Source organism: Methylobacterium ajmalii (assembly GCF_016613415.1).
Classification (GTDB): domain Bacteria; phylum Pseudomonadota; class Alphaproteobacteria; order Rhizobiales; family Beijerinckiaceae; genus Methylobacterium; species Methylobacterium ajmalii.
The window spans coordinates 1-21,357 of sequence record NZ_JACWCT010000023.1; the positions used below are offsets into that span (position 1 = coordinate 1).

The window sequence follows — 21,357 nt, forward strand, 5'->3', positions numbered from 1 at the left end:
CGGCGCCGGCCCGAACGACGCGCCGCTGCCGCCCAACCAGCGGCCCGGCGTGCCCGGCCGTCCCTTCGTGCCCGGTGGGCCCGACGGCCGCGACGAGCGCGGCTTCGACCGGCGCGATCCTCGCGACCAAGACCGCGGCAACGGTGATCCGCGCGACTTCGACCGGCGCAACGGCGACCCGCGCGACTTCGATCGCCGCGACCCCGACCGCCGCGACGGCGACCGGCGCGGCTTCAACGACCGCGGCGACCTGCCCGGCGGCTACCGCCGCGACGCGCCGGACTACGTCCCGGGCGGCTTCCGCCGCGGCGACATCGACGTACGCAGCTACGACGACGTCCGGCGGGCCCGGCGCGAGTACAACGAGGGCGGCCGCCTGATCATCCGCGAGCCCGGCCGCGTCATCGTGCGCGACGACGACCGCTACTTCCTGCGCCACGACGAGACCGAGCGGTTCCGCCTGCTCGACCGCGACGCCCGCATCGAGCGCCGCGGCCGCGACACGGTGACGATCATCGACCGCCCCGGCGGCTACCAGGTCTTCACCGTGGTGGACGACGACGGACGCCTGCTGCGGCGCTACCGCCGCGGGCCGGACGGGCGCGAGGTGGTGCTGATCGACAATTCCTATGCGGGCCCGCCGCGGTCGATCGAGCAGGACGTGGTGGTGCTGCCGCCGCCCGACATCCGCATCCCCCGCGACCGCTACGTGGTCGAGGCGGACCAGGCCGACGAGGGCGCGATCTACGAGGCGCTCACCGCCCCGCCGATCGCCCCGGTCGAGCGGCGCTACACCCTCGACCAGGTGCGCTCCAGCCCGAGCCTGCGCGCCCGGATGCGCAGCGTCGACATCGACACGATCACCTTCGACACCGGCTCCTGGCAGGTGACGCCGGACCAGGCCCGGCGCCTCGCCACCATCGCGGCGGCGATCAACCAGGCGATCCGGAACAACCCGCAGGAGGTCTTCCTGATCGAGGGCTACACCGACGCGGTCGGCAACGACGTCGACAACCTCTCGCTCTCCGACCGGCGCGCCCAGTCGGTGGCCGAGGTGCTGACCCGCGACTTCAAGGTGCCGCCCGAGAACCTGACGACCCAAGGGTACGGCGAGCAGTACCTGAAGGTGAACACGCAGAGCGCCTCGCGGGAGAACCGCCGGGTCACCGTGCGGCGCATCACCCCGCTGATCCAGCAGCAGGGTCAGCCGGCCCAGCAGCAGCAATGAAGCATTTTCCGACGAAGCGGAAACCGGTTCGTCGGAGAAAATTCGGCAAAACAAAGACTTAGAGAGCTTCGCGATCGTGAAGCGCTCTAGCGCCGGCAGCCGCACACGAGAGACGCGGGCCGCCCCTCACCGGGGCGGCCCGTTTCCGTTTCGACGATACGCGATCCGTGCGGATCGACGATGCGTTGGCCTAACAGGGCGCGCCGCCTAGATTGACCGGGGCAGGCCGCGACCCGCCGCGCGAGACGGCGGAAGCGGGCCTTCGCAGGAGGAGACACCCATGACCGTCCATGCATGCCGGCTCGGCCGGTGGGGCGGCGCCCTCGCGGGCGCGCTCGTCGCCACGGCCGTCGCGGCCCAGCAGGCGCCGCCGCTGGAGGTGCCGGCCAAGAGCGTGCCGGTGCCGGCCGACGTCAGCCCGCAGATGGCGAAGATCGTCGGCGCGCCCCTGCGCACCAACTGGAACATCCAGCCCAGGACCGGCGAGGAGTGGAAGCCGGTGGCCGAGACCGGGGCGGCGGCCCTGCGCAAGCTCGTGCCCGGCATGCTCGAGCGGCTGAAGGTCGGAATCGAGCCGACCACCATCGACGGGGTGCGGGCCTACATCGTCACCCCGAAGGACATCGCGCCCGAGAACCGCGACCGGGTCCTCGTCCACGTCCATGGCGGCTGCTACGTGCTCAATCCCGGCGAGGCCGGGCTGCCCGAGGCGATCTTCATGGCCGGGTTCGGCCGCTTCAAGGTGATCTCGGTCGATTACCGCATGCCGCCCGAGGCGACCTATCCGGCCGCCCACGACGACGCGATGACCGTCTGGAAGGCGGTCACCCGCACGACCGACCCGAAGAAGACCGCGATCTTCGGCACCTCGGCCGGCGGGGCGCTGACCCTGGCGATGGTCCTGCGCGCCAAGCGGGAGGGGCTGCCGCTCCCCGCCGCAATCGCGCCCGGCACGCCGATGTCGGACACGACCAAGGTCGGCGACAGCTTCGTCACCAACGCGATGCTCGACAACGTGCTGGTCTCGCCCGACGGCTTCTGCGACGCCGGCGCCAAGGTCTACGCCAACGGCCACGACCTCAAGGACCCGATGCTGTCGCCGGTCTACGGCGACATGCACGGCTTCCCGCCGACGATCCTGACGACCGGCACCCGCGACCTGCTGCTGTCGAACACCGTGCGGGTCCACCGCAAGCTGCGCGAGGCCGGGGTCGAGGCCTTCCTGCAGGTCGGCGAGGGCCAGTCGCACGCCCACTACATCCGCGACGACACCGCGCCGGAGACGAAGGCGGTGTTCGAGGAGATCGCCCGGTTCTTCGATCGGCACCTCGCCCGGTAACCGGGTGCCGCCGGCATCGCCCTCCCGGGGGCGATGCCGCGACGGATCAGGACTGGGCCCGGCGCGACAGGCCGCCGAGTCCGCAGCCGGCGAGGTAGGCCGCCAGCATCGCGGCGGCGGTCTCGACCCGGAACCCCTCGCGCCCGGGCACGAGGCCGGCGAGCGCCGTGGCGAGGCAGGCGAGCGCGAGGAGCACGACGAGGAGGGCGGCGAGCCGCGGCAGGCGGCCGGCGGGCGGGCCGGCCCAGAAGCCGGTACCGAGGCCAATGAGGAGGGCGGCGAGGAGACCCGGCCAGGCGATGGATGCGAGGAGCAGCACGAAAAGGCCTCAGGAGCGGAGCGCGAAGGCGACCGCCCGGCGGTCGGAGGCCTCGGCGGGCGCCGCGGCGATCCTGTCGGCGGGGATGCCGGCCTTGAGCAGGTAATCGACGATCGCGGCGGCGCGCCGCTGCGGCAGGCCCGGATCGGGCATGGCGGAGGCCTCGGCGGGCTTCGACGCCGGTTTCTCGGCCGGCTTTCCGGGCTTTGCCGGGGGCTTCGATCGGCCGGACGCCTCCTTGGCCGGCACTTCCTTGGAAATGGTCTCCTTGGCAGCAGCCTCCTTGGAAGACGTTTCCTTGGCAGACGTTTCCTTGGCAGAGGTTTCCTTGGCAATCGGGGCCGGCGGGGCGCTGCCGGGCGGGTCGTCGTGTCCGGCGACCTCGATCCGGGCCTGCGGGCAGGTGCGGGCGAGGCCCGCCACCTCGTCGAGGACGGGGTAGAAGGCCGGCTTCAGGTCGGCGCTGCCGGGATCGAAGCGCAGGGCCTGCCCGCTCGCCAGGCCCGCGAAGGTCTCGCGGCAGGCCGCCGGGTCCCGGCTCGGCGTCGCGCCGCGGGCGCCGACCGCGACGTCGAGCCGCCACCCCGCCGGGGCGAGGCGCCCGGCCTCGGCGGCGACGCGGCGCGCGCTCTCGGGATAGAGACCCTCGCCGGCGATGCGCAGATTCTGGTCGCGCACGCTCACCTCGCCCTCGGCGAGCTGGGCGAGGGCGCCGATCCCGGCGGTCAGGCCCTCGACGAGGCCGGGCGGCGCGCCCTCGGCGATCCGGGTACGGTCGATCACCCGCTCGCCGTAGAGGTGCGGCCGCAGGGCGGCGCGCAATGCCGCGCGGGCCTCGGCATCCGGCAGGTGGCCGGTGAGGGTGAAGGCGTCCGGCCCGCGCCGGACCGTGACGAGGTAGGGCGAGACCGGGCTCGCCGTCAGCGCGACGGTACCGCGGGACACACCCGCCGGCAGGCCGGCGGCGGCCGCCTCGGCCTCGCGCACGGCCTGGACGTCGATGGCGCTGCCGCGCACCGACAGGATCGCCCCGTCGAGGGCGACGCTGCCCTCCCGCACCAGGGCCAGGATCGCGAAGGCGCGGTCGACCAGAGCCCGGGCGTCGACGCCCGTCGGCAGGCCGCGGGCGATGCCCATCGCGTCGGTCACCGGGGCGCCCTCGGCGAGGAGCCGGGCGGCGGCCAGGATTGCGGACCTGTCGGCCTCCGATGTCGCGTAGCCGTCGAGGCGGATCCCCGCGGGCCCGCGGCTCGCCGACCAGACGAAGGGCGAGACCAGGGCCGGCTCGACCCCGACCTCGCCGACCGCGAAGCCGGCGGGCGGGTGGGCGAGGTCGGCCCGCAGGGCCGCGTAGGCCTCGACGCTCGCCGCCTCGCCGTGGACCGACAGGACGCGGTCGCTCAGGGCCGCGGTGGCGCCGGGCTTCAGGTGCCGCACCTGCGCGACGAGGAAGCGGGCGGCCTCGGAAAAGTTCTCCGGCGCGCCGCGGGCGGCCCGGGCGGCGTCGCGCAGGACGAGCCCGGCGGGAAGCCCGGCGCCCAGGGATTCCGTCAGGGCGGCGCGGCCGGTCTCGGCCGGGCGGTACCCGAGCAGGTCGATGCGGTCGGGCGCCCGAAAGGCGGCCGCCCAGGTGAAGGGCGAGATCTCGGCGACGAGGCCGGTCCGGTCGAGGATGCGGCGCCGGCCCGGCAGGGCGGCGAGCGCCGCGCGGGCCTCGCTGCGGGCGCCCTCGCCCGGAGCCTCGCCGCTCGCCACGAGGTCGCGGCCCCGCGCCTCGACCCGCAGCCACGGCTCCGCCCCGTCGCGCCCGGTCGCCGCCGCGACCGCCTCGGCGGGCGCCTCGAGAGCCGCCTCGAGCCGCGGCTCGGCGAAAGCCGTTGCGGCCACCCAGGCACCGGCCAGGAGGGGAAGGCCGGACAGCCAGCCGATCGAGCGAATGGCCAAGGGGGAACCTCGTCGCGGGGAGACCACGCGCGGCGGGGGCTTCGCGCGTGCGGGTCACCCTGGCGCCGGTTTCCGGCATCAGCAAGGCGCACACGAAAAAGGGCCCCGGCGCGCGCCGGGGCCCTTCGAGGGGCAAGTCGGGACGCGGCTCCCCGGAGGGAGCCGCGGATCGCGACTTAGAAGTCGCGCTGGACGCGCATGCGGACCTGGAACGTGTCCGCGTAGTTGGTGGTCGGCAGCGCCACGCCGTTGGCGTTGGTCGGCACGCCGGCGGCGTTCAGGCCCACCGGAACCTGACCCGGAGCCTTGTTCTGGTCGACCACGCGGCCGCCCTTGAGGTCGACGCGGTTGTAGAGACCCTCGACGCCGATATCGAGATCCTTGACCGGCGACCAGATGATGCTCGCGCCGGCAACGATCTGGCTCGTGTCGCGCAGGGCGGCGCTGTAGGCGAAGGCGCCGGGGCTGTTGACCGGGTTGCCCAGGCCGTTGAAGTTCAGCGCGCCCAGCAGGTTGCGGCTGGTCTTGCCGAAGCTCATCTCGCCGTAGCTGCCGATGATCGCCGAGCGAACCTCGGGGGTCCAGTAGTGCAGGTACGACCCGACGACGGTCCAGCTGGTCGACAGCTCCATCTTGCCGGTCAGCGGGTTGACGGCGGCGTCGGTGAAGTAGGCCGCGAAGGGCGAGCCCTGGGTGTTGCCGGCGCTGGCGGTGTAGGTGCCGATGTACTGGGAGTAGCCGGTGTAGATCTGCGCGCCCTCGCCGTACGAACCCTGCAGGTACAGGGAGTCGCCGGCGGCGATGAACGGCAGGTTGAACTTCAGACCACCCTGCACGGCCCAGCCGTACTCGGAGTTGACGCGCGGGGTCACGACCGTGCCGGCCGGGATCGCGGCGCCGCCGAAGGTCAGGACCGTCGTGGCGTTCTGGGCGTTCAGCTCGTGCACGGCGGCCGAGAGCTGGGCCGAGCCCCAGGCGGCATCGTAGCGCAGGGCGCCGACGAAGTCGGGCATGCGGTTGGTCTGGCGCAGGTCGTAGAACGCCTCGCCGATCGGCACGCCCGCCGCGTTGGTGGCGATGACCGGGCTCAGGTTGGTGGCCGCCGCGGTGAAGACCGCGAACTGGCTCGCCGCGTTGCCGGCGGTGGCGGTGCCGAACAGCGGGTTCTTGCGGAAGGTCGGGTCTTCGACCGACAGCGTCGCCGAGAAACCGTTCCCGAAGGTCGCGGTGTAGGCGAGCAGGTTGGTCGAGGCGACGTCGGAACCCAGCGAGGTGCCGATGATCTCGAAGTCGTGGGCGTAGAAGTCGTAGAACGAGGCCGCACGACCGGCGGTGAGGCCGGCGAACTGGATGAAGGCCTTGTCGACGTTCACGTATTGCTGGGCGCGGCCGAACGTGTCGACGCCGAGCGCCGGGAAGGCGTTGGCGATGCGCTGCTGCGTGCCCGAGTTCAGGTAGGCGCCGGTCCGCGAGGCGAGCTCGAAGCGCACGAAGGCGCGGAGCGTGCCGTAGGCGGTCTGGGTGCGGGCGTCGAGGTTGAGGCGGCCGAGGCCGCGGTAGCCCATCAGGTCGCCGTTGTTGCCGCCGCGCTGATAGCCCTGCGAGTAGCCGGCTTCGAAGCGGGCGCGGCCGGAGACGCGCAGGCAGGTGTCGGTACCGGGAACGAAGAAGAAGCCGGCGCCATAGGCCGAGCAGACACGCACATACTCAACGGGCGCAGCCTTCTTGATCGGCAGATCGGCAGCGTGCGCACCGGCAACGACGGTCAGGCCAGCAGCCGAACCGAGCAGAAGGCTCTTCACGAGCTTCATCGAGACCTCCAAAGTTTCGAGACCCTGGGGGTGAACGACTGTGTCCCGACGATCCTACTGGAGCCGAACCACGCCACTCTTTTCCCCTTGTGAACCGGCGCCCCCTGCACGGGGTGTCTGCCGGTCCCCACCGGGTTGTTCCCGGTGCAGGGGCACCATGTGCCAGGCGCTAACGGCGATCAACCGAGATCCGCGCCCACCATGGCCAAGTCGCCGGCTTTCCGCCCCAATGTTGCAAGATCGCCACGAAACCTTACGCGGGTCAGCTAAATCCGACTGTTCCCTGCGGAGAGACTGAAGACGCGACGTGTCGTGATGTCGTCTCTTGGGAGACGGCCCGGCCCGGTACGGAGGGCCGGGCGGCGGCTCAGCCCTCGAGCTCCTCGCGCATCATCTCGAGTTCGAGCCAGCGCTCCTCGGCGCCCGCGAGGTCGGCCTCGGTGGTGGCCAGCGTGCGGGAGATCGCCTCGAAGCGGGCGGGATCGCGGGCATAGAGCGTCGGGTCGTCGAGGGCGGCCCGGAGCTTGGCCCGGTTGCCCTCGAGCGCCTTCATCCGGGCCGGCAGGGTCTTGAGCTCGTGCTGCTCGTTGAAACCGAGACGCTTCCTGGACTCGCTCTTGGCGTCGCTGCGGCCGGCCGGCTTCGCGGCGCTCCTGGCCGTCTCCTTGGCCGCTCCCTTGGGCGCCACGATCCCGCGCGCCTGCACGCCGACGCCGCGCTGGGCGACCATGTCGGAATAGCCGCCGGCATAGGCGACCCAGCGCCCCTCCCCTTCCGAGACCAGCACGGTGTCGACGACCCGGTCGAGGAAGTCGCGGTCGTGGCTGACCAGGATCAGGGTGCCGGCATAATCGCCGAGCATCTCCTGAAGGAGGTCGAGGGTCTCGAGGTCGAGGTCGTTGGTCGGCTCGTCGAGCACCAGGAGGTTGCCGGCCTCGGCCAGCGCGCGCGCCAGCAGCAGCCGGTTGCGCTCGCCGCCCGAGAGCACGCTCACGGGCGTGCGCGCCTGCTCGGGCGAGAACAGGAAGTCCTTCATGTAGCCGATGACGTGCCGGCTCTGGTTGCCGACCTGCACGGTGTCGCTGCCGCCGCCCGTCAGCACGTCGGCGACGGTGCGATCGAGATCGAGCGCGCTGCGGCGCTGGTCGAGGAGGTTAAGGGTGACGTTGGCGCCGACCTTCACCGTACCCTCGTCCGGCGGGAGGCGGCCGGTCAGCAGGTTGACCAGCGTGGTCTTGCCGGTGCCGTTGGCGCCGACGATGCCGAGCCGGTCACCCTTGGCGATGCGCAAGGAGAGGTCGCGGACGATCGGGCGCTCGCCATAGGACTTCACGACGTCGCGCGCCTCGACCACCAGGGTGCCGGAGGCCTCGGTCTCGCTCACCGTCAGCGTGGCGGCGCCGACGGGGCCGCGATGCTCGCGGGCCTGGCGGCGCAGGTCGTGCAGGCCGGCGAGCCGCTTGACGTTGCGCTTGCGCCGCGCCGTCACGCCGTAGCGCAGCCAGTCCTCCTCCGCGGCGATCTTGCGGTCGAGCTTGTGGCGCTCGCGCTCCTCCTCCTCGAACACCTGGTCGCGCCAGCCCTCGAAGGCCGAGAAACCCTGGTCGAGGCGCCGGGTCGTGCCGCGGTCGAGCCAGACGATCGAGCGCGACAGGGCTTCGAGGAAGCGCCGGTCGTGGCTGATGAGGACCAGCGCCGAGCGGCTGCCCTTCAGCTCGGCCTCCAGCCACTCGATCGCCGGCAGGTCGAGGTGGTTGGTCGGCTCGTCGAGCAGCAGGATGTCGGGCTCGGGCGCCAGGGCCTGGGCGAGCGCCGCGCGGCGCGATTCGCCGCCCGACAGCCGGCTCGGATCCTCCTCCCCGGTCAACCCTAAGCTCTCCAGCAGGTAGCGCGCCCGGTAGAGTTCGTCGCCCGGCCCCATCCCGGCCTCGACGAAGGACAGGGTGGTGGCGTGGCCGGAAAAGTCCGGCTCCTGAGCCAGGTAGCGCACCGTCGTGCCGGGCTGCAGGAAGCGCACGCCCTTGTCGGGCTCGACCAGCCCGGCGGCGACCTTGAGCAGGGTCGACTTGCCCGAGCCGTTGCGGCCGACGAGGCAGGTGCGGTCGCCGGGCGCGAGCGCGAGGTCGGCGCCGGACAGGAGCGGCGTGCCGCCGAAGGTGAGCGCGATGCCCTGGAGGGTGAGGAGCGGAGGAGCGGCCATGGCCCGGGGATTACGGCAGGCTCCTTCGAAAGGCGAGCCCTGCGCCTGAGGGTGCGAGGGTTGCCACCGATAGGGCTCCCCAAGCGAGACTTGGCTCTTACAGTGATGGCCGACAGGGCGATCCCAGCCGTTGACGCCCCGGAGGTCAATTTCGATGAGCTTCGTCACGCCCGATCCCTTCACCACCCGCCCCGAGATCGACGGCACCTTCGGTGTCGTGGCCTCGACGCACTGGATCGCCACCGCGGTCGGGATGGGCGTGCTGGAGCGGGGCGGCAACGCGTTCGATGCCGGGGTCGCCACCGCCTTCGTGCTCCAGGTGGTCGAGCCGCACCTCAACGGGCCGGGCGGCGACGTGCCGGTGATCCTGCACGATGTCCGGGTCGGCCGGCCCCAGGTGGTGTGCGGGCAGGGCCCGGCACCGCAGGCCGCCACCATCTCGCGCCTGCGCGACGATCTCGGCCTCGACCTCGTGCCGGGCACCGGGCTGCTCGCGCCCTGCGTGCCGGGCAGCTTCGATGCCTACATGCTGATCCTGCGCGACCACGGCACCTGGCGCCTCGCCGACGTGCTGGAGGCCGCGATCGGCTACGCCCGGGACGGCTACCCGCTGGTCGAGCGGGTCTCGGCCACCATCGCCACCGTCGAGGGGCTGTTTCGCGAGCACTGGCCGAGCTCGGCGGCGACCTACCTGAAGGACGGCGGCGTGCCCGCCCCCGGCAGCCTGTTCACCAACCCGGCGCTGGCCGAGACCTACGCGCGGATCGTGCGCGAGAGCGCCGGCGGCACCCGCGAGGAGGAGATCGAGCGGGCCCGCCGGATCTGGTCGCAGGGCTTCGTCGCCGAGGCGATCGACGCCTTCTGCCGGACGCAAGCCGTGATGGACGTGACCGGCCGGGCCCACAAGGGCCTCCTCACCGGGGCCGACATGGCGGCCTGGCAGGCGAGCGTCGAGGAGCCGATCTCCTACGAGTACGGCCGCTACACCGTGCTGAAGGCCGGGCCCTGGACGCAGGGGCTCGCGACGCTGCAGCAGCTCGCGCTCCTCAAGGGCTTTTCCCTCGACGGCCTCGATCCGGCGGGACCCGACTTCATCCACCTCCAGGTCGAGTGCGCCAAGCTGGCGTTTGCCGACCGCGACACGTTCTACGGCGATCCCGCCTTCGTCGGGGTGCCGGTCGAGACCCTGCTGTCGGATTCCTACAACGCCGAGCGCCGCCGGCTCGTCGGCGAGACCGCCTCGCTGGAGCAGCGGCCGGGCACGATCCCCGGCTACGGCAAGGCCCTCGACGCCCGGGTGAGCGAGGGTGCCCGCACGGCGGTGGGCGCCTCCGGCGCCGGGGAGCCGACGGTGGGCAAGATCGAGGCGACCAAGATACGGGCGACCGTGCCGCCGGACGACGCCCGCGCGGGCGTGGTGCGCGGCGACACGGTGCATTTCGACATCATCGACCGGCACGGCAACATGATGACCGCCACGCCGTCCGGCGGCTGGCTGCAATCCTCGCCGGTGATCCCGGCCCTCGGCTTCTGCCTGGGCACGCGGGCGCAGATGTTCGTGCTCGACGAGGACCACCCGGCGGCGCTCGCGCCCGGCAAGCGGCCGCGCTCGACGCTCTCGCCGACGATGGCGCTTCGCGACGGACAACCCTACCTCGCCTGGGGTTCGCCGGGGGGCGACCAGCAGGACCAGTGGATCCCGCAATTCTTCCTGCGCCACGTCCATGCCGGCATGAACCTGCAGGAATCGATCGACGCGCCGGCCTGGCACACCGAGCACTTCCCGTCGTCGTTCTGGCCCCGCACGGCGCGGCCGGGGGTCGTGGTGGTCGAGGACAGGATCGCCCCGGAGACGATCGCCGAGTTGCGCCGGCGCGGCCACATCGTCGAGGTCGGATCGAACTGGTCGGAGGGGCGGCTCACCGCGGCGAGCCGCGACGGGCGGCGCCTGCGCGCCGCCGCCAATCCCCGCGGCATGCAGGCCTACGCCGCGGGGCGGTAGCGCTCGCTACATCGTCGGGTTGGCCGGACCGGTCGGGGACGGGTCGGGGGTGATGGCCGGGGAATTGCCGGGATCGTTCACCGGGATCTCGACCGGCCGCTCGCCCGGCGCCTCGCTCGGTACCTCGGGCCCGCCGGGGTTCGGCGTATCGGGGCCGGGGGTCGGCGGCACGGGATCGTAGGGCTGGTCCGGAATCGGGCCGGGATTCGACATCGGGCGCTCCTCTCTCGCGTCGAAGCCAAACCGGGGCGGGAGGCCCCGGTTCCACGCCCCGATCCCGTTCGGACCGGACGGGGCGGGGGTCAGCCGACCATGCGCCGCGAGCATTCCCGCACCTGGCGGGCGGAGTGGTCGACCTCCCGGGTATGGCTCGCGATCAGCGTGATGTTGCGGCTGATCTCGGAGACCGCCTGGGTCATCGCCTGCATGTTGACCGACATCTCCCGGGCGACGACGCTCTGCTCCTCGATCGCCGCCGAGATCGCCGAGGAGATCTCGTTCACCTGCCCCACCGTGGCGCCGATGCCCGCGATGGCCGCGGCGGCCTCGCTCGCGGCCGACCGGGTCTCGGCGATCTGGCGGCCGATGCTCTCGGTCGCCTTGGCGGTCTGCGTCGCCAGGTCCTTCACCTCGGCGGCGACGACCGCGAAGCCCCGGCCGGCCTGGCCGGCGCGGGCCGCCTCGATGGTGGCGTTGAGGGCGAGCAGGTTGGTCTGGGAGGCGATCTTGTCGATCGTCTCGACGACCGCGCCGATCCGCTGGGCGGCGGAGGCCAGCCCGGCCACCACCGTCGAGGTCGCGTTCGCCTGCTCGACCGCGCGCATGGTCACCTCGAGGGCCCGGCCGACCTGCTGGCTGATCTCGCCGACCGAGGTCGCCAGTTCCTCCGAGCCGGCCGCGACGTTCTGGGTGTTGCACGAGGCCTGCTCGGCGGCGCTCGCCGCGCCGACGGCCTGCTCGGAGGCCTGCGAGATCGAGGAGGCCATGCCGTCGAGGTCGACGTCGATGGCGCGCTGGAGCTCGGCCCGCCGCAGCCGCTCCGCCACCGCCCGGGTGATGTCGGTGGCGAACTTCACCACCTTGGTCACCCGGCCGGAGGCGTCGCGCACCGGGTTGTAGGTCGCCTGGATCCAGACCTCGCGGCCGTCCTTGCCGAAGCGGCGATACTCGGCCTGCTGGAACTCGCCGCGCCGCATCGCCTCCCAGAAGGCGCGGTAGGCGTCCGAACTCCGCTCGGCCGCGTCCACGAACATCCCGTGATGCCGGCCGCGCACCTCGTCGAGGCTGTAGCCGAGGACGTGCAGGAAGTTCTCGTTGGCGGTGACGACCGTCCCGTCGAGCTCGAACTCGATGATCCCCTGCGAGCGGTCGAGAGCCATCATCTTGCCCTCGAAATCGGCGTTGCGCCGCTTCTGCGCGGTGATGTCGGTGGCGAACTTTACCACCTTGACCACCCGGCCGGCGGTGTCGCGGATCGGGTTGTAGGTCGCCTGGATCCAGATCTCGCGGCCGCCCTTGCCGAGGCGCCGGAACTCGCCCTGCTGGAACTCGCCGCGCCGCAGCGCCTCCCAGAAGGCGCGGTAGGCGTCCGAACCGCGCTCGCCCGCCTCGACGAACATCCCATGGTGCTTGCCGCGCACCTCGTCGAGGCTGTAGCCGAGGACGTGCAGGAAGTTCTCGTTGGCGGCCAGCACCGTTCCGTCGAGATCGAACTCGATGATGCCCTGGGAGCGGTCGAGGGCCGTGATCTTGCCCGCGACGTCGAGGGCGGAGCGCTTCTGCGCGGTGATGTCGGTGGCGAGCATCACCACCCTGGTCACCCGGCCGGCGGCGTCTCGGACGGGCGAGTAGCCGGCGTGGAGCCAGACCTCGCGGCCGTCCTTGCCGACCCGCCTGCACTCGGCCACCTGGTGCTCGCCCCGCCGCAGGGCGTCCCAGAATGCACGGTCCCGCTCGGAGCCCCGCTCGCCGGCCTCGACGAACATAGCATGGTGCTTGCCCGAGACCTCCTCGCGGCCATAGCCGAGCATGGCCAGGGCGTTCTCGTTGGCATCGATGACGGTCCCGTCGGGGTCGAACGCCATGATGCCCTGCGACCGGTCGAGGGCCTTGAGCGTCTCCTCGCACGCGATCGCGCGGGTCTTCCGATCGGTGATGTCGGACGCGACGACGATGACGCTTCCGGGCTTGCCGGACCGGTTCGCGACGGGGCTGTAGGCCGCCTGGATCCAGATCTCGCGGCCGCCCTTGCCGATGCGCCGGTGCTCGCCGAGCTGGGGCTCGCCGCGGCGCAACGCTTCCCAGAACCGGGCGTAGGCGGGATTCTCGCGGTCGGCGCGGTCGACGAGGAGGGAGTGGTGCCGCCCGAGAAGCTCCTCCAGCCCGTACCCCATGACGGACAGGAAACGCGTATTGGCCGCGGTGATCTTCCCGTCGAGATCGAGCTCGAGGATCGCCTGCGCCGCCTCGACGGCGTCCACGCGCGATTTTACCTTGCTGTAGAACACCGGCATGATCGCCCCGCTCTTATCGATCTATCATCACTGACGAGCGGAATGCCCGTTCCGACGGCGTGATGTCATTGGCATAGACCGCGCGCCAAGACTCATGTCCTAGGAATATCGATAAAAGTTGCGGATACCCTTAAGGCATCTGGGCAGGACGGTCCGTCCGGGCGGCGGGGCCGGTGCGGAGTTCCGCCCGCGGGACGGGCGTGCCGCGGGGAAGATGACGGATTCGGGCCACGGCCGCGCCGCACCCCCACCTTTTGGCGAGGCGGCGTCGCGGAACCGTCCACAGCGGCCTCGGGACACATTCGCCGGGACGATGCAGGATTCGGGCCGCATCCCGGCGCCCGGCGGCTCCGTCCCGGGAACGGGGCGTCTTCCAGGCGGATCGAAAAGCAACGGCCTCCCCGATCCGGGAAAGGCCGGGATCGGGGAGGCCGGTTCGCCGCGACCGTCCGGGTCGCGGCCGGGTACGGATCGGCCTACTGCTTGGTCAGCAGCTTGGCGCCGTTCTGGCTGACGATCTGCTGAACCTTGTGGGCGAAGAGCGACAGGAGCAGCGGCATCCGCACCTCGACCCGCACCACGTCGTCCTCGACGTCGATGTCGCCGTCGACCTTCTGGTTCATGGCGCCGACGAGGAAGGACAGCCGGTCGCCGCTCCAGGTCGCGTCGGCCATGCTGAGGCCGGCCTTCTGGAGCATCTCCTTGGCCTGGCCGATCCCGTTCTCGAGCCGGCGGCGGGCCTCGGCCCGGCCGAGCTGATGGGGAATCACGACAACCAGGGGCTTTGCCATCACGTCACGCTCCGCTCGCACGATGAGCCTGATGTGGGGAGGCCCGGCCCGTCGGCAACGCCGGAAGCCCGGATCGGGGGGACTGGATCAGTCCACCACCGCCACGGCGACGCGGGCGACGCCGCTCATGCCGATGGCCCGGCCGGCGCCGCGGGCGAGATCGATGATGCGGCCATGCGCGAAGGGGCCGCGGTCGTTGATGCGGACCACGACCGAGCGGCCGTTGGACTGGTTGGTGACCCGCACCCGGGTGCCGAAGGGCAGGCTGCGATGCGCCGCCGTGAGACCGTTGGGGTTGAAGCGCTCGCCGCTCGCAGTGCGATGGCCGGACGCGTACCAGGAGGCCTTGCCGCTCTGGGCCTGCGCCGTCGACACCCCCGCGAGGCTCCCGAATCCGGCGAGGGCGAAGCCTCCCGCGAAAGCCACGATGCGGGCCGCGTTCGACCGACGCGCAGGCTGGGCGCTGTTCATTCCACTGTCCTAGGTGGTTGCTGATGACAGCGTCAATCGAGACCAAACAGGACGAAAATATGACCGCCCGATTTGCGGCGGATGGCGCCGCATTTTCGGCCGAAACCTTGCGGATAATTAAGTTTTGGCTTTTCAAGTCATGGATGAACGTGAAGTCTTATTGGTGACTTGCCGGGCCGGACGGCGTCACTCGGGTTTTCAGCATTCGGAAGATGCGGGGCCGGGGCGGTGGGAGCGGCTCCGGCGGCGCCGAGGCGCCCCGTCGGGCGGGGCTGGCCGAGGAAAAGAATGGTGCGGGCTTCCCCTCTCCCCGCGGGCGGCAGGGCTGTCCGGGGAAAAGAAGAGGCGCGGGAAATCCCCCTCTCCCCGCGGGCGGGGAGAGGACTTCATCGACCTTGTCGTCGATGAAGTGAGCGGAGGCGCAGCCGGAGCGAGGGTGAGGGGGAGGTTCCGGAAGAGCCTCGTCCTGAGACACCCCCTCACCCTCGCCCTGCGGGCTCCCTTCACCCCCGACGAGGGGGGTGAAGGCCTCTCCCCGCCCGCGGGGAGAGGGGAAAACCCGCGCCGTTCTTTCCTCAAGCAGCCCCATCCGAATGGCCAGTCCCGGCCTACGACGACGAAGCCGCGCCACCGGCACATCAGTATCGCTTCATTAACGAATGAGCCTGCGCATCCAACGACTAGGCAAGAAATGCAGCCCCATTTCGAGACGCAATTCGTACCTGCGGGAAACGTGACCTTTACCGTAGCGGCGGCAATGTCTGGTGGTCAGTCGCGTAACCGGTGTTTGCCATGGCTTCCCCGCGTACCGCGGTCGCCGGCGCCGCCGCCCGGAATCAAGTCTCGCGTACCGGGCGAGTGGTGTCGGCGCCGCGGATGGGTCTCGTTACCCCCGCACAGCGCCTTCCCCTGGACGAAGTCATCCTCGGGGATTGCCTCACCGCCCTCGACCGGCTGCCGCCGGCGAGCGTCGACCTGGTCTTCGCCGACCCGCCCTACAACCTCCAGCTCGGTGCCGGCGCCCTGTTGCGCCCGGACCAGAGCACCGTCGACGCCGTCGACGACGACTGGGACCAGTTCTCGAGCTTCGAGGCCTACGACACCTTCACCCGCGCCTGGCTCTCGGCCTGCCGCCGGGTGATGAAGCCGACCGCGACCCTCTGGGTGATCGGGTCGTACCACAACATCTTCCGCGTCGGCAGCGCCTTGCAGGATCTTGGTTTCTGGATCCTCAACGACATCGTGTGGCGCAAGGCCAACCCGATGCCGAACTTCCGCGGCAAGCGCTTCACCAACGCCCACGAGACCCTGATCTGGGCCTCGCGCAGCGACCAGAAGGGCTACACCTTCCACTACGAGGCGCTGAAGGGCGGCAACGACGACGTCCAGATGCGCTCGGACTGGTTCATCCCGCTCTGCACCGGCGACGAGCGCCTGAAGGGCGACGACGGGCGAAAATTGCACCCGACCCAGAAGCCCGAGGCGCTGCTCGCCCGCACCATCCTGTCGTCGTCGAACCCCGGCGACGTGGTGCTCGACCCGTTCTTCGGCACCGGCACCACCGGTGCGGTGGCCAAGCGGCTCGGCCGGCACTTCATCGGCATCGAGCAGGAGCCGGCCTACGCGGCCGCCGCCCGCGCGCGCATCGCCGGCATCGAGCCCCTGTCGCGCGCCGCCCTCCTCACCGCGCCGACGAAGCGCGCCGAGCCGCGGGTGCCCTTCCTGAGCCTGCTGGAAGCCGGCCACGTCCGGGCCGGCGAGACGCTCACCGACGAGCGCCGCCGCCACAAGGCGCTGGTGCGCCCCGACGGCACGCTGGGCGTCGGCCCCGCCTCGGGCTCGATCCACAAGATCGGCGCCCTGGTCCAGGGCCTGCCGGCCTGCAACGGCTGGACCTTCTGGCACGCCGAGCGCGGCGGGCGCCTCGTCTGCATCGACGACTTCCGCGGCACGATGCGGGCCGGGATGGGCTCGGCCGCCTGACCGACGGGCCTGTGGCCCCGCGGCCACGGGCCTCCGCACCAGTCACGAAACCGAAACACTTCCCTTGCCGGTTGACCCATCGTCAGACAATTCCCGTTCTCCGCGACCGCACGGGCGGCGCAGGGAGGGGAAGGGTCCGACGATGGGTCGATGGTCATGGGGTCGATGGTCGTGGATGCTCGCCGTGCTGGCGAGCCTGTGCGTGGCGGCGTGCAACACCGTCGCCCCCAACCGCCTGTCGCTGGCCGACACGGCGAGCCTGCGCTTCGCCGCGATCGACGTGCGGAGCACCGGCGCGGCGATCGACTGGACGTCGGCGGAGGACGAGTACCTGCGCGGCCGCAACCTGTCGCTCACCGACCCGGCGCTGGTGCGGACGCCGGAGGCGCAGGGCTTCATCCGCGACCTGGCGGCGCGGCGCCTGAAGGCGGCGCTGGAGCGGGCGCTGGCCGCCCGGCCCGAGGGCGCGCGCCCGGTCCGGCTCGTCGTCACCCTGGTCCGGGTCGATATCCCGTCGGCGGCGCGACGCATCCTCGTCGGCGGCGCCCCGACCATCCGCGCCAACATCGAGATCGTCGATGCCCGAACCGGCGCGGTCCTGACCACCTATAGCGGCGACCAGGGCATCCAGCCGGCCGGCCAGGGCGTGCTCGGCGTGGTAGTCGACGGCGCCCTGACCGCTGGCGGCATGGACGACCTCTACGACCGCGCCGCCAACGACTTCGCGCGGCGCTTCAGGAACTGGCTGACGGCCGGGGCGTGAACCGACGCGGCGCTGGCCGGTCCCGTTCAGCGCAGCTTCGGCCGTCCCCGCCCGGGGGGCGCCTTCACCACCGGCGCCGCCGCGGCCGGGCGGCGCGACAGCGTCTTCGGCAGGGGCGCGCGGCGCGGCGGCGGCTCGGGCTCGGGGAGCGTCGCGAGGTCGGGCTCCGGTGCGGGCACCGGGGCGGGCGGGGGGGCGGCGAGTTTCTGCTCCAGCGCGTGGGCCAGCACCTTCTTCATCGCGCCGGGCAGCGGCTCGGCCTCGAGGCCGGCCCGCGGCGTGAAGCGCATGCCGTCGGGCGCCGGGGTGCCGGCGCCGACCCGGGCGAGGAAGACCGTCAGTTCGAGCGGGAAATGCGTGAAGACGTGGCGCACGATGCCGGGCAGCCGCTTCCAGCGCGCATCGAGGGGCGCGTCGAGCAGCGCCTGGGCCGGGTCGTAATCGGCCCGCCACTCGCTCGTCGGCGGCTCGGCCATCGACCCGAGCAGGCCCTCCGGCGGGCGGGTGCGCAGCAGCACCGCCTCGTCGCCGGCCCGCAGCACCACGAAGGCGGCGCCGCGCCGCAGCGCGCCCGCCACCTTCTTCACCTTGCGCGGAAAGGTCTCCTGCAGGCCCTCGGCCCGGGCGCGGCAGGGCTGCATCCAGGGGCAGAGAGCGCAGGCCGGGCGCTTCGGGGTGCAGAGCGTGGCGCCGAGATCCATCACGGCTTGCGCAAAGTCGCCGGGGCGCCGCTGCGGCACCAGGCTTTCCGCGAGGCGGCGGATCTCCGCCCGCGCCGCCGGGATCGGCGTCTCGATCGCGTAGAGGCGCGACACCACCCGCTCGACGTTGCCGTCCACCGCCGCAGCCGGCCGGTCGAAGGCGATCGCCGCGATGGCGCCGGCCGTGTAGGCGCCGATGCCCGGCAGCTTCCTCAGGCCGTCGACCGTGTCGGGAAAGCCGCCGGCCTCCGTCACCGCCTTCGCGCAGGCATGCAGGTTGCGGGCGCGGGAATAGTAGCCGAGGCCCGCCCAGGCCCCCATCACCGCCTCTTCCGGCGCCGCCGCCAGGGCCGCGACGGTGGGGAAGCGCTCCAGGAAGCGGGCGAAATAGGGCTTCACCGCAGCGACGGTGGTCTGCTGCAGCATGATCTCGGACAGCCAGACCCGGTACGGATCGGGCGCGACGCCGGGCAGCGCGCGCCAGGGCAGCACGCGGCGATGGCGGTCGTACCAGACCAGGAGGTCGGCGGCTTCCGGCCTTGAGTGCGACGCGGCGGGCGCTACCATGCGGCCCGCCTTAGCGGGTTTTCGGTCGCGGCGGGAGCGGGATTTCGGGAGCGATCGCCGAACGACCGCCCTGGCGGCCGAGGGCCCGAGGGTTAAGAGTTCCCTCACACGAAAACCCTATCGGTCGGGGCTTCACGCCGGACACGGCGATCCACCAGGACGGACGGGCGATGGCACGGCCCAAACCCTTGAGCGAGCTGATCGAGCGGTCCCTCGGCCCCGTCTTCGCGGCCCAGGGCTTCGCCTCGACCGACATCCTGGCCTCCTGGGGCGAGATCGTCGGCGAACGGCTGGCCCGGGCCTGCCAGCCGGAAAAGCTTGAATGGTCGCGCCGGCGCGGGGCCTCGCGCGAGCAGCGGCCGGAGCCCGGCACCCTGACGGTGCGGGTCGAGGGCGCCTTCGCCCTCGAGTTGCAGCACCTCGGGCCGCTGGTGATCGAGCGCATCAACCGGCATTACGGCTGGGCCTGCGTCGGCAAGATCCGCATGCGCCAGGACCGGGTCGCCCAGGCCCAGCGCCGGAAGGCCGCGCCCCCGCCCCTCGACCCGGTGCGCCGCGGCGAGGTCGCGCTCGCGGTGTCGAGCGTGAGCGAGGCGGCGCTCCGCGACGCCCTCGACCGCCTCGGCCTCGCGGTGCTGGGCGCGCAGCGCCCGCGCTGACGCGCGCCTCCGTCGGGACAACGGGATCCGAGGCGGGCCCGACCGGGCGCCGGCACCTTTGGGCCGGACGCCGGCGCGGCACGCGGTGGCACAAAGGAAGTTGATGCGCCGGCCGCTTGCCACGAGGCGGCCGGGATTCTACCGCACTGACGACCGCGGACCCCTTCCGCACCCGCCTTACGAGGACGCCTGCCATGCTCACCCGTCGCGAGGCCCTGACACTCACCGGCTCGGCCCTCGGCGCGGCGCTGCTCGCCCCCGCCCTGCCGCTCTCCGCCCTGGCCCAGGGCCCGGTGGTCGACGGCCTGATGCAGCCCGGCCCCCTCGGCGACGTCTGGCTCGGGCCGGACAATGCCCGCTGCACGATCATCGAGTACGCCTCGATGACCTGCTCGCACTGCGCCGCCTTCCACAAGTCCACCTGGCCGGCGCTCAAGGAGCGCTGGGTCGATACCGGCAAGGTCCGCTTCACCCTGCGCGAGTTCCCCCTCGACCCGCTCGCCACCGCGGCCTTCATGCTGGCCCGGGCCGACAACGCGGCGCGCTACTACCCGATCACCGACATGCTGTTCGACCAGCAGGCGAACTGGGCCTTCGTGCCGAAGCCCCTCGACGCCCTCGAGCAGATGATGCGCCAGGCCGGCTTCTCGAAGGAGAAGTTCGAGGCGACCCTGAAGGACCAGACCCTCTACGACGCGGTCAACGCCGTGAAGGAGAAGGCGATGACCACCTTCAAGGTCAACGCCACGCCGACCTTCTTCATCAACGGCCAGAAGTACCAGGGCGAGATGACGATCGACGGCATGGAGAAGGTGATCAAGCCGATCGTCGGGGCGTGAGACGGAGCGTTGCGCTCGAACGCCGCAACAAGACGCACGATGCTCGACTCGATCGCGGGTTCCCCCTCTCCCCGCGGGCGGGGAGAGGCCTGAGCTCCGCAGGGGCTCAGGAAGCCTGCAGGGCGAGGGGGTCTCGACGGATGAGACTCCTCCGGAAACACCCTCTCACCCTCGCGCTTCGCGCTCCTTTCGTCCCCGACAAGGGGGAAGAAAGCCTCTCCCCGCCCGCGGGGAGAGGGGAAACCCGCGCTCTTCTCGTCTCGAAACTTCCCCGGACAGCCCTGCGCCTGCGGGGAGAGGCGACCCACACGACCCGCGCACCGCGCCACCCATGAAATTCACGCGCCTGCGCATCGTCGGCTTCAAGACCTTCGTCGAGCCGAGCGAGTTCCTGATCGAGCCCGGGCTGACCGGGGTGATCGGCCCGAACGGCTGCGGCAAGTCTAACCTCGTCGAGGCCCTGCGCTGGGTGATGGGCGAGAGCTCGCACAAGAGCATGCGGGCCTCGGGCATGGACGACGTGATCTTCTCCGGCTCCGGGGGGCGGGCCGGGCGCTCGCACGCCGAGGTGACGCTGGCGCTCGACAACAGCGCCCGCACCGCACCCGCCGCCTTCAACGCCGCCGACGCCCTGGAGGTGTCGCGCCGGATCGACCGGGGCGCCGGCTCGACCTACCGGGTCAACGGCCGCGAGGTCCGGGCCCGCGACGTGCAGCTGATGTTCGCCGACGCGGCGACCGGCGCGCGCTCCCCCGCCATGGTGCGCCAGGGTCAGGTGGCCGAGCTGATCGCCGCCAAGCCGCAGGCGCGCCGCCGCATCCTGGAGGACGCCGCCGGCATCGGCGGCCTGCACGCCCGCCGGCACGAGGCCGAGTTGCGCCTGCGCGGGGCGGAGGAGAACCTGTCGCGCGTCGAGGACGTGCTGACGGCGATCACCGCCGGGGTCGATTCGCTGCGCCGCCAGGCCCGCTCCGCCCAGCGCTACCGGGCGATCGCCGGCGAGATCCGCCGGCACGAGGCCTTGCTGCTCCTCATCGCCCATGCGGGCGCTCGCCGGGAATCCCTGGCCGCCGAAGCCGCCCTGGCCGGGGCCCTGGCGCAGCTGGCGCGGGCCGAGGCCGAGCAGGTCGAATCGGCCACCGCGCAGGGGCTCGCGGCCGCCGCCCTGCCGCGGCTGCGCGAGGCGGAAGCCGAGGCGGCGGCCGCGCTGCAGCGCCTGGTGCTGGC

At 72.1% G+C, this 21,357-nt stretch carries 17 protein-coding genes and 1 pseudogene; 8 read left to right on the forward strand and 10 right to left on the reverse strand.

Going from position 1 to position 21,357, the window contains the following annotated elements; genetic code table 11:
- Positions 1–1,228 (forward strand): OmpA family protein (locus tag HPY23_RS04035; RefSeq protein WP_236017624.1); only part of this gene is annotated, 1,228 nt, incomplete at its 5' end.
- 280 nt (positions 1,229–1,508) lie between these two features.
- Positions 1,509–2,567: an alpha/beta hydrolase gene (locus HPY23_RS04040; RefSeq protein WP_091890374.1), complete on the forward strand. Its 1,059-nt coding sequence runs from the start codon at positions 1,509–1,511 to the stop codon at positions 2,565–2,567.
- Between the two features lie 46 nt (positions 2,568–2,613).
- Here HPY23_RS04040 and HPY23_RS04045 read toward each other — a convergent pair whose 3' ends face one another.
- From HPY23_RS04045 to HPY23_RS04060, 4 genes are all read right to left on the reverse strand, one after another.
- Positions 2,614–2,886: a hypothetical protein gene (locus HPY23_RS04045; protein WP_091890377.1), complete on the reverse strand. Its 273-nt coding sequence runs from the start codon at positions 2,884–2,886 to the stop codon at positions 2,614–2,616.
- A gap of 9 nt (positions 2,887–2,895) precedes the next feature.
- Positions 2,896–4,830, reverse strand: coding sequence for an OmpA family protein (locus HPY23_RS04050; RefSeq protein WP_091890380.1), 1,935 nt, complete (start codon positions 4,828–4,830; stop codon positions 2,896–2,898).
- Between the two features lie 176 nt (positions 4,831–5,006).
- Positions 5,007–6,641 (reverse strand): porin, encoded by a 1,635-nt coding sequence (locus HPY23_RS04055; RefSeq protein WP_060850811.1) that lies wholly within the window; start codon positions 6,639–6,641, stop codon positions 5,007–5,009.
- A 367-nt stretch (positions 6,642–7,008) separates the two neighbouring features.
- Complete coding sequence (locus HPY23_RS04060) at positions 7,009–8,841, reverse strand: ABC-F family ATP-binding cassette domain-containing protein (RefSeq protein WP_091890383.1); 1,833 nt, start codon at positions 8,839–8,841, stop codon at positions 7,009–7,011.
- 154 nt (positions 8,842–8,995) lie between these two features.
- Here HPY23_RS04060 and HPY23_RS04065 point away from each other — a divergent pair, with 154 nt between their 5' ends.
- Positions 8,996–10,843 carry a gamma-glutamyltransferase family protein gene (locus HPY23_RS04065; RefSeq protein WP_091890386.1) on the forward strand — a complete coding sequence of 616 codons (1,848 nt, stop codon included), beginning with the start codon at positions 8,996–8,998 and terminating at the stop codon, positions 10,841–10,843.
- A gap of 6 nt (positions 10,844–10,849) precedes the next feature.
- Here the strand turns inward: HPY23_RS04065 and HPY23_RS04070 are convergent, their stop codons facing one another.
- The 5 genes and pseudogenes from HPY23_RS04070 to HPY23_RS04085 form a co-directional block, all read right to left on the reverse strand.
- Positions 10,850–11,056 (reverse strand): hypothetical protein, encoded by a 207-nt coding sequence (locus HPY23_RS04070; RefSeq protein ID WP_060849765.1) that lies wholly within the window; start codon positions 11,054–11,056, stop codon positions 10,850–10,852.
- Positions 11,057–11,145: 89 nt separating this feature from the next.
- A complete protein-coding gene (locus tag HPY23_RS04075; protein WP_413231117.1) occupies positions 11,146–13,017 on the reverse strand; it encodes a methyl-accepting chemotaxis protein in 1,872 nt (623 codons plus the stop codon).
- Positions 12,994–13,356: pseudogene (locus HPY23_RS33990) on the reverse strand (PAS domain-containing protein); the annotation flags it as partial. The pseudogene HPY23_RS33990 and the gene HPY23_RS04075, both read right to left, overlap by 24 nt.
- Positions 13,357–13,832: 476 nt before the next feature.
- The gene (locus tag HPY23_RS04080; protein ID WP_048430684.1) at positions 13,833–14,147 is read right to left on the reverse strand and encodes a polyhydroxyalkanoic acid system family protein; all 315 of its coding nucleotides are present in this window, start codon (positions 14,145–14,147) and stop codon (positions 13,833–13,835) included.
- 87 nt (positions 14,148–14,234) lie between these two features.
- Complete coding sequence (locus HPY23_RS04085) at positions 14,235–14,618, reverse strand: septal ring lytic transglycosylase RlpA family protein (protein ID WP_082742857.1); 384 nt, start codon at positions 14,616–14,618, stop codon at positions 14,235–14,237.
- A gap of 792 nt (positions 14,619–15,410) precedes the next feature.
- On the opposite strand from HPY23_RS04085, the gene HPY23_RS04090 reads away from it, so the two are divergent.
- Complete coding sequence (locus tag HPY23_RS04090; RefSeq protein WP_091890391.1) at positions 15,411–16,601, forward strand: site-specific DNA-methyltransferase; 1,191 nt, start codon at positions 15,411–15,413, stop codon at positions 16,599–16,601.
- A gap of 175 nt (positions 16,602–16,776) precedes the next feature.
- Positions 16,777–17,364, forward strand: coding sequence for a hypothetical protein (locus HPY23_RS04095; protein ID WP_091890394.1), 588 nt, complete (start codon positions 16,777–16,779; stop codon positions 17,362–17,364).
- Positions 17,365–17,390: 26 nt separating this feature from the next.
- Here the strand turns inward: HPY23_RS04095 and mutY are convergent, their stop codons facing one another.
- Positions 17,391–18,632 carry an A/G-specific adenine glycosylase gene (gene mutY, locus HPY23_RS04100; protein ID WP_091890397.1) on the reverse strand — a complete coding sequence of 414 codons (1,242 nt, stop codon included), beginning with the start codon at positions 18,630–18,632 and terminating at the stop codon, positions 17,391–17,393.
- A gap of 170 nt (positions 18,633–18,802) precedes the next feature.
- Here mutY and HPY23_RS04105 point away from each other — a divergent pair, with 170 nt between their 5' ends.
- From HPY23_RS04105 to HPY23_RS04115, 3 genes are all read left to right on the forward strand, one after another.
- Positions 18,803–19,291 (forward strand): DUF721 domain-containing protein, encoded by a 489-nt coding sequence (locus HPY23_RS04105; RefSeq protein ID WP_060849761.1) that lies wholly within the window; start codon positions 18,803–18,805, stop codon positions 19,289–19,291.
- Positions 19,292–19,485: 194 nt separating this feature from the next.
- Positions 19,486–20,130, forward strand: a complete 645-nt coding sequence (locus HPY23_RS04110) for a DsbA family protein (RefSeq protein WP_060849760.1) — start codon at positions 19,486–19,488, stop codon at positions 20,128–20,130.
- Between the two features lie 331 nt (positions 20,131–20,461).
- A partial coding sequence (locus tag HPY23_RS04115) for an AAA family ATPase (RefSeq protein WP_200649562.1) occupies positions 20,462–21,357 on the forward strand: 896 nt, incomplete at its 3' end.